6 protein-coding genes and 1 pseudogene are annotated in these 5,817 nt (G+C 68.2%); 3 read left to right on the top strand and 4 right to left on the bottom strand.

Features of this window, described 5'->3' with window-relative positions; genetic code table 11:
• Positions 1–385: 385 nt before the first annotated feature.
• On the bottom strand, positions 386–1,219 hold the full coding sequence (locus ACT84W_RS08270; RefSeq protein ID WP_444328860.1) for an HAD family hydrolase: 834 nt from the start codon (positions 1,217–1,219) through the stop codon (positions 386–388).
• Between the two features lie 221 nt (positions 1,220–1,440).
• Here ACT84W_RS08270 and ACT84W_RS08265 point away from each other — a divergent pair, with 221 nt between their 5' ends.
• Entirely contained in the window at positions 1,441–2,025 is a 585-nt protein-coding gene (locus tag ACT84W_RS08265) for a tRNA (cytidine(34)-2'-O)-methyltransferase (protein WP_444328859.1), read from the top strand.
• Between the two features lie 362 nt (positions 2,026–2,387).
• On the opposite strand, the gene bsh is transcribed toward ACT84W_RS08265, so the two are convergent.
• Both bsh and ACT84W_RS08255 read right to left on the bottom strand, forming a co-directional pair.
• Positions 2,388–3,353: a choloylglycine hydrolase gene (bsh, locus tag ACT84W_RS08260; protein ID WP_444328858.1), complete on the bottom strand. Its 966-nt coding sequence runs from the start codon at positions 3,351–3,353 to the stop codon at positions 2,388–2,390.
• A gap of 226 nt (positions 3,354–3,579) precedes the next feature.
• On the bottom strand, positions 3,580–3,999 hold the full coding sequence (locus ACT84W_RS08255; protein WP_417575297.1) for a peptide deformylase: 420 nt from the start codon (positions 3,997–3,999) through the stop codon (positions 3,580–3,582).
• A 132-nt stretch (positions 4,000–4,131) separates the two neighbouring features.
• Between ACT84W_RS08255 and nth the strand changes: the two genes are divergently transcribed.
• Positions 4,132–4,794: an endonuclease III gene (gene nth / locus ACT84W_RS08250; protein WP_444328857.1), complete on the top strand. Its 663-nt coding sequence runs from the start codon at positions 4,132–4,134 to the stop codon at positions 4,792–4,794.
• 34 nt (positions 4,795–4,828) lie between these two features.
• Positions 4,829–5,551: an alpha/beta hydrolase gene (locus tag ACT84W_RS08245; protein ID WP_444328856.1), complete on the top strand. Its 723-nt coding sequence runs from the start codon at positions 4,829–4,831 to the stop codon at positions 5,549–5,551.
• Positions 5,552–5,576: 25 nt separating this feature from the next.
• Here the strand turns inward: ACT84W_RS08245 and ACT84W_RS08240 are convergent.
• A pseudogene (locus ACT84W_RS08240) lies at positions 5,577–5,817 on the bottom strand (GTP-binding protein); the annotation flags it as partial.

Raw genomic sequence — 5,817 nt, 5'->3', positions numbered from 1 at the left:
TGCGACGGGGTGCGTCGGGCGGCGCACGGCGGGCTACATCGGGCGGAGAAAACTTAGGGTACTTCTCTAGAAGTACCCTAAGTGCCCAAAAATGGCACCTGAACAATCGCTACCTGCGGTTTTATCGAAAACGAAGAAGTTAGGGTACTTCTCCGGAAGTACCCTAAGCCGGCAAGAAGTGCCCCGGACTGCCCCAGCATTGCACGATGGCCACCGACGGGACCCAGGCGACTGCCGCACCGGCCCGCGGCGGTCCGTTCCACCATACCGGCAGCCCCCGGCGACCGCTGCACCGACCTGCGATGGTCTCTGACAGGTCCACAACAACTGCCAAGCCGGCCATCGATGCCCCGTCTCGCCCCTCGACGAGCGCCGCAGCCCGTCCCTACTGCGCGCGCAGCGTGACGAGCATGTGCCTCGAGACCGCCCAGGTCGCGCACGAGCCGATGACGTTGCCGGCAGCGTGCTTGGCGGCGTCGGACCCGTTGCTCGTCGCGTAGGCGTGCCCGTAGCCCGCGAAGCGCTCGAGCATCTGGATGTCGTTGCCGCCGTCTCCGTAGACCGCGACCTCGTCCTCGCGAATGCCCAGGTAGCCAGCGAGCCATGCCACGGCCTCGCCCTTGTTCACGCCGGCGCGGGTGACCTCGAACATCGAGGGGTTGAAAGGCGCGTTGACCACCTCGGGATGCTCGGCGATGAAGGAGGCGACCTCGGGGGCCTCGGGCATGCCGTCGATGTGGGCGTTGATCTTGCAGACCTCGAGACCGGCGATCTGCGCGGGGTCGCAGTCATAGACGTGCTCCGGGCCGCCCGTCATGCTCATGCCGCGCATGACGACCTTGCGCCACAGAGGCATGCCCGCGTACGCGGCGGCGTGCTGCGCCTCGGAGCAGAGGTGGTAAGTATGCTCGGCGGTGATGAAGTCGATGGCGGCCTTGGGGAAGGCAGCCGCGAGCTCTCCGGCGAAGCCCTCCGGCAGCGGGGCCGTTCGGGCGACGTGTCCTTTTTCGTCGAGCACTATGGAGCCGTTGCAACAGACCACGCCGACGTTTCCCTCGAACCCGAGGGTGCGGTTGCTCCGCAGCGTGCGCCCCGTCGCCACCGAGAAGTGCGCTCCAGCGGCACGCAGGCGCCTGAGCGAGCGCAGGATAACGGGGTCGGTCTGGTGCAGCGCGTTGAGCAGCGTTCCGTCCAGGTCGGCGGCGAACAGCTTGATCACGCGGGTGCCCCTTTCTTTCCCCGGTCGCAATGGGCCGGACGTCCGCCAACGGCGGGGTCATCGACCGGCGACCGATGGCCGACGGCCAGCGTCCATGCCAGCGCGCCTTTGCCCCATCGCCGCGGCGAGCGGCCTTGCACAACGTTCCCCAGTTTAGCCGCGCGTTGCGCTACGATTCTCTGCGCATCGCAGCCCACCGGAAGAAACAAGGAAATCACCGCATGCTCAACGTCGTCCTCTACGAGCCCGAGATCCCCGCGAACACGGGCAACATCGGCCGGACCTGCGTGGTCACGGGCTCCGTACTGCACCTGGTCGGGCCCTTGGGCTTCTCGCTGGACGACCGGATGCTGCATCGCGCGGGCCTCGGGTACTGGAGGAGCCTCGATGTGCGCACGTACCGCGATTGGGCGGAGTTCTTGCAGGTGAACAGGCTTGCTGTCGACGACGCGCGGCTCCACTACCTCACAAAGAAAGCCCGCCGCACCTACGCCGAGGCCCGCTACGCCAACGGCGACTTCCTCGTGTTCGGCAAGGAGTCCACGGGCATCCCCGAGGAGCTCCTCGCGACGGCGCCCGAGCGCTGCGAGCGGATCCCGATGCTGCCGGACGCCGCCACGATCAAGGACGCGGAGGCGTGGTCCGAGGCCGCCGGCAAGCCCTCGGACCACGCGGCGCTGCGCCAGGACATCTGCGGCAACTTCATCGACCCCGACGATTACCGCATCAGCGCGCTCAACCTCTCCAACGCCGCGGCGGTCGTCCTCTACGAGGCGCTGCGCCAGACCGGCTTCGCGGGCATGTAGACGTACGGGGGGCGCCTCGGACAAGAAGGGCGGACGCCGCGAAGGGGCACAGTGAGGGCGTCTCGGACACGAGAACCGAACGCTCCGGCCCGGGAACCGAGCGTCTCGGCACGAAGGCGGGCATCTCGGGCAAGAAGGGCGCTTCTCGGGCGCGATTCGGGCGTCCTCGCGCCGGCCCGTCTTTCCACACCGCCGAGATTGCGTATCTTTACAAAAATCGCCGATAAGGGCGCCATTTTGTAGAGATGCGCAATCTCGATGAAAGCGAGCGCCGCCCGGGCGTCATGTGCGGGCCGCTCCAGCCGAACGGCGGCGCGAGCGGGCACACGATGCCGCCCAAACGGACGCTCGCAGAAAGCGCGCTAACGTAGGCGCGGCTCCGGAGTCACGAGCCGGTCGACCGGGGCTCCGGCCGCGTCGGCGAGGCCCACGTAGCGGATCGCCGGGTCATCGTAGGTCGACCAATAGTAGCGCCCGCTCCCCGCGGCAAAACAGCTGGTATAGAGCGTGTACTCGAAGTCGCCGCCCGCCAGGCGCGCCGCGCCCTCGACCATCGCCACGCCCTCGAGCGTGCGGAACATGCGGATGACGTTGTCCTTCTCGCCGGACTTCTGCGGGTAGCTTGCGTTGAGGTAGGCCGCCTTGACGAAGCGAGAGGGCGAGTAAGAGTCGCCCGGGATGCCGCGCATGCCCGCGCCCGCGCCGTAGGGGGCGAGGTCGGCTCCGCGCCAGCGCGCGGGCTGCGCGAAGTCGTTCGTCACCGTGACATAGCTTCGCAGGTTCTCGAGGTGCCACTCGAGCGAGGGCTGGTTCGCGAGCACGTCGACGGAATCGTCCATCACGTGCAGGCCGTCGGCGCGGCTCTCGACGACGATGCTTCGCTCCGCGTCGCCGATGATCCAATGCAAATAAGAGACGCCCAGTCCCTCGCCCGCGGGCACGCCCACGATGACGGCGCCTTCGAGCGCGGCCCGAACCTCCTCGACGCTCGAGAAGCTCGCCGCGACCCAGAGCGGGAACTCGTAGGCGCAGACATTCTTCTTTCCGTCGACCGGGGCGTCGGCGTAGGCGGCGAAGCCGGGGAAGTTGAGACCCGCCACGGCGAGGCCGGCGTCGTTGCCGCAGTCGAAGAACATCGGATAGTTGTTCACGTCGACGCACATGCCGACAGCCGCGTGCGCCGCCGGGGCGTCGTCCATGAAGCGGTAGCCCACGGGAAACCCAGCGGGCACGACCCGGGGCTTCTCGCCGTAGCCGCAGCCCCAATCGAGGTTGCGGCCGAGGAACATCTGGCCTTCAGCACTGGTGAATCGAACGGCTGTGCACATCTTTGCCTCCTTGCGTTCGGCGAATCGGCTCGCGCGCCTTCCTATGGGCTTGTACCCGCCGCGGCCGCGTCTGCCCGCGGCGCCGCACAAAAAACGCACCGCCGAGACAGCCCAGGCGACGCGCGCTGTGCGCGAATCTCGATGAATGAAGGATGCTGAACGGCCGAGCGCACGAAGCGAAGCGCGGGCAAGAAGGACTCCCGCCCGCAAGGCCACCTCCGCTCGCCTAGACCAGCTTGCCCTTGCAGTGGTCGATCATGTGCTGGACCATCTGGGCCTCCCACCCGAGGAACTCCTTCTTTCGCGCGACGAGCTTGCCGTCGACGAGCTCCTGGTAGGCGACCTTGATTTTGACGAAGCGGGTCACGTGGCTCTCGCCGGCGTGCGTCATGCAGCTCTCGACGAGCTTCTGGGGGCCGAGGCCCATGAGCATCTTCGGGTTGTAGAGCACGTGGTCGGCCTCGTCCTCGCCCTTGTAAACGACGACGGCCTTCGCGACGCCGATCTGGTTGGCGGCGAGGCACACGGCGTCCTCGTGCGCGTTCATGGTGTCGATGAGGTCCTGGGCGAGCTCGGCGTCCTCAGCGGTCGCGGGGGCGCAGGGGGTGGTCAGAATCGCGTCGTCGCAGACGAGTTCACGGATCATGGGGTTCCTTTCGATGGGTCATCGGTGCCGTCGAGTATATCATTGCTGCTATCTGCAACGATTCGCCGTTGAGGCCGACGGGGGGGCAGGCGCCCTTCCCGCCGCCTTCGCTCCGAGGGAAGGGAGAGCGCCATGCCACGCGAGACCAAGGCCGCGAAGTCCGCGCGCGCCGTCGAGGTGTGCCGGCGCCTGGACCAAAAGTACGGCCCCGTCGAGTGCTTCCTCGACCACGAGAGCCCGTTCCACCTGGTGATCTCGGTACTGCTGTCGGCCCAGACCACCGACGCGCAGGTCAACCGCGTGACGCCCGAGCTCTTCCGCCGCTGGCCCACGCCCGCGGACCTCGCCGCCGCCTCCCCTGCCGAGGTCGCCGAGGTCATCCACAGCCTCGGCTTCTACAAGACAAAGGCGCGCCACTGCGTCGAGTGCGCGCAAACCATCGTCACGGACTTCGCGGGAGAGGTGCCACACACAATGCGCGAGCTCACGAGCCTGCCGGGCGTCGGGCGCAAGACCGCCAACATCGTCCTTAACGTGAGCTTCGGCATCGTAGAGGGCATCGCGGTGGACACGCACGTCAACCGCATCGCTCACCGCCTCGCGCTCAGCCCGAAGACCCACGCGTCCGAGCCGCTCAAGACCGAGCAGGACCTGCTGGGCATCCTCCCGCGCGAGTACTGGCACGACGTCAACCACCAGTGGATCCGCCACGGGCGAGACACCTGCACGGCGCGCTCGCCCAAGTGCGAGGGCTGCGTGCTCGAGGACATCTGCCCCTCCGCACATCTCGCGTAGAGGCGCAAACCGCGCAAAGAAGGGCAGGTCAGGCATGGAGAAGTTCTTTTTCGTCGGCGAGGACGCCGGCGAGGTCTCCGACGAGGGCGCCGGCAAGAAGCGCGTCTGCGTCCGCGCCCCCGAGGGCGCGACGGGCGAGCTGCCCGTGGTCTATCTCAACGTCTACCAGGGCGACGGCGCCGAGGCATGGGCACGCCTGGCCGAGCTCGGGTGCGGGCCGCTTGCGCTCGTGACGGTGGGCGGCATCGACTGGGAACGCGACATGACGCCCTGGCCCGCCGAGCCGGCGACCCGCAACGAGCCCGCGTACACGGGCGGCGCGGGCGACTACCTGCAAAAGCTCACCGGCTCGATCGTGCCCGCGGCGGAGGCCGAGCTCGCACAGGCCGACATCGCGCCTGCGTGGCGCGGCATCGCCGGGTATTCGCTCGCGGGCCTCTTTGCGCTGTGGTCGCTGTGGCAGACGGACGTGTTCTTACGCGCGGCGAGCGCATCCGGGTCGCTGTGGTACGAGGGCTGGCTCGAATACGCCGCAGGTCACGAGCTTGCGCGCGTGCCGGATCGGGTGAGCCTCTCGCTGGGAAGCAAGGAGCACAAGACGCCGAACCGCCTTATGCGGGAGGTCCGCCGCGCGACCGAGGCGACGACCGCGCTCCTGAGCGAGCGCGGCGCGCAGGCGACCTTCGAGCTCAACCCGGGCAACCACTTCGCCCAGACCGACCTGCGCATGGCGCGCGCCATCGCCGCGCTGATGTAACAAGAAGGGCACGGCCGCGAGCCCGTCACGCCCCGCCGAAGAACGCCGCGTCGGCCGGCCGCCACGGGCGCAGCAGCGAAGGGTCGTCCGCCACGTGCGCGTGCGCGGGGACTTCTTGCCACTTGACGGTGTAGCCGGCACCGTGGCTGCAGAATACCGAGTCCGGCGTGTTCGGCAGGTCCGCCTCGGGGTCGTAGGCGGCTTCCTCGATCACGCGGTCGGCGTCGTGGCACGGCTCGTAGCCCGCGAGCTGCAGGGCGAGCCGT

It is taken from the genome of Paratractidigestivibacter sp. (genome assembly GCF_052362415.1).
GTDB lineage: Bacteria > Actinomycetota > Coriobacteriia > Coriobacteriales > Atopobiaceae > Paratractidigestivibacter.
This window is presented reverse-complemented; position numbering and strand designations above follow the sequence as displayed.

Coding starts and splice junctions, on each gene's coding strand:
- ACT84W_RS08255 (WP_417575297.1), bottom strand. CDS start 3,999: ATGATCCGTGAACTCGTCTGCGACGACGCGATTCTGACCACCCCCTGC.
- ACT84W_RS08265 (WP_444328859.1), top strand. CDS start 1,441: ATGCTCAACGTCGTCCTCTACGAGCCCGAGATCCCCGCGAACACGGGC.
- nth (WP_444328857.1), top strand. CDS start 4,132: ATGCCACGCGAGACCAAGGCCGCGAAGTCCGCGCGCGCCGTCGAGGTG.
- ACT84W_RS08245 (WP_444328856.1), top strand. CDS start 4,829: ATGGAGAAGTTCTTTTTCGTCGGCGAGGACGCCGGCGAGGTCTCCGAC.
- bsh (WP_444328858.1), bottom strand. CDS start 3,353: ATGTGCACAGCCGTTCGATTCACCAGTGCTGAAGGCCAGATGTTCCTC.